1 rRNA gene is annotated in these 243 nt (G+C 53.1%); it reads right to left on the bottom strand.

The features are described 5' to 3' along the window. Positions 1 to 243, bottom strand: a 23S ribosomal RNA gene (locus tag AWV70_RS12520); the annotation flags it as partial.

Below are 243 nucleotides of genomic sequence, written 5' to 3'. Positions count from 1 at the left end.
CCTCAGGAAACCTTAGGCATTCGGTGGAAGGGATTCTCACCCTTCTTTCGCTACTCATACCGGCATTCTCACTTCCAAGCGCTCCAACAGTCCTTACGGTCTAGCTTCAACGCCCTTGGAACGCTCTCCTACCACTGACACCATAGGTGTCAATCCGCAGTTTCGGTGATCCGTTTAGCCCCGGTACATTTTCGGCGCAGCGCCACTCGACCAGTGAGCTATTACGCACTCTTTAAATGGTGG

Origin of the sequence: Sporosarcina koreensis, from assembly GCF_001531445.1 — a bacterium.
Lineage (GTDB): Bacteria > Bacillota > Bacilli > Bacillales_A > Planococcaceae > Sporosarcina > Sporosarcina koreensis_C.
Note: the sequence above shows the minus strand (reverse complement) of the source record. Positions and strands in the feature narration are given on the sequence as shown.